Annotated in this window: 2 protein-coding genes; both read right to left on the minus strand. The window is 43.3% G+C overall.

Features of this window, described 5'->3' with window-relative positions; all coding sequences use genetic code 11:
* Positions 1-152: 152 nt before the first annotated feature.
* Positions 153-995 carry a universal stress protein gene (locus F6K49_RS46000; RefSeq protein ID WP_075899757.1) on the minus strand — a complete coding sequence of 281 codons (843 nt, stop codon included), beginning with the start codon at positions 993-995 and terminating at the stop codon, positions 153-155.
* A 615-nt stretch (positions 996-1,610) separates the two neighbouring features.
* Positions 1,611-1,741, minus strand: a 131-nt coding sequence (locus F6K49_RS46005) for a 50S ribosomal protein L32 (protein ID WP_293109041.1), incomplete at its 5' end; no start/stop codon positions are given.

A 1,741-nucleotide genomic window follows, 5' to 3' on the forward strand; every position in this document is an offset into this window, starting at 1 on the left:
TTAGTCATTAACCCTTTGTCATTAAGCCTTGATCATGAACCCTTTTTAAGCAAGTTGTAACCAAAAAGAGGTTTACTAGCAATACTAATGACTAATGGCTAATGACTAATGGTTAATGGCTAATGGCTAATAACTGACTGCTTCTTACTGCTTCAAGTAGTTGTGCGTGATAACAACACTGGGCAATTGGCTTTGACTCTGACGTAGTCTGATAAAGAATTCCCCAGTAATCGATCTAAATCTACTAAACTCTTGGCGATAGAAGGGCGACGGTCAGGAGAACCGAGAATCAGCAAGTCGATGTTCTTGTCCTCTGCTAACTCGCAGATTCCTGGTCCGGCCTTACCGCCACTTAGAACACAACGGTAAGAAACACCTAGCCTTTTGGCTTTTGCTGCTGCGTCTGCCAGAACTGGGTCTGCTTCTGCATTGCTCATCAGTTGGTCAGGTTTGGCTTCGGGGATGACACGAGCTAGATATAGTTGAGCATTCTTCATATCTCGCACTAGGGATAGAGCCAACTCGAAGGAATTTTGAGCAGCATCAGATTTATCCATTGCGACCATAACCCGTCTGATTTGTTTGACGTAGACATCGTCTTTGACCAACAACATTGGGCGGGAGGACAATTGGAACACATATTGGCTAACGGAGTTTTCTAAAATCGCTTCTAGGCGAGTTAGTCCTCTCGAACCCATAATAATCAGGTCGGTTTCTTCTTCGTCTGCCACTTGGGTAACGATATTTTTAGGGTCTCCTTGTTTCAGTCTGGGAGTGATTTTGCTGGGGTCAACCTTTAACGACTTGACCGCATCTGCTAAAATTTTACCCCCCTCTTCTAACTTAGCTGACATGGCTTCTGCTGTGACTTGAGGAGGCACTACATGTAGGACTGTGACCGATGCCTGTTGTATGGCAGGAATTTCGGCCAACATGTTGAACATTTCTTCACACAGTCCCCGACCAGCTACAGATATTAAAATTTTTCTTATCATTGGGCAATTCTTGCTGGAGTTACTAAATTATGATTGGTTACTGACCATTGAGATGAAAAATTGAGTTGCAAAATTGACTTGCAAAATTGACTTGCAAAATCTAACAATTAACCCTTAAAAATTTTGGGTAAATTGTCTGGCACTTACTTAAAACTCAACTCAATGGTATTAAGCTGTGGTACATCTAATTGCCACAGCCCGAATCATGATTTTCTGTTAATTGTTAACCACCAAAAGTTAACGAACAGAAATCAAGTTTAGATATGCCAGTTCAATCCCCAGCAACCCGTGACATCAGATAGTTGTCCGGTAGGGGTTGGGGGTTTGACTTTACCTGGTATATACTGACCAGGATACTGATAATGAGGCTAGAAAATTTTGAAAATTTATTAACGGCGCTCAGAAGACAGCACTCCTTGATAAGTGAGGACTATCACGCCTAGCTTCAGTATTAGCTTCAGATCTATTAAGCTAGGTAAGTAGCTTGGAGACTCGAAAGTCTCAGAGGTGTTAGGGCAACAGGGTGTATAGCGCTTTGTCTTCGTGATACCTAACCCACCGGAACCATGGGGAAAAAGCGATACGCCGTCCGAAGCCCGGTGGGGAGTAGTAAACCTACTCTTCGTCTTCTTCTTCCTGTGTTGGATAAACAAAGCTAGAACGCCCACTCAGGACTGCTTTACCGAGAGAGAGGGCTTTTTGTGCTTCCAGATGCGCTTTGCGCTTCCAGTTAGCTTTACGTTTAT

This window comes from Moorena sp. SIO3I6 (assembly GCF_010672095.1).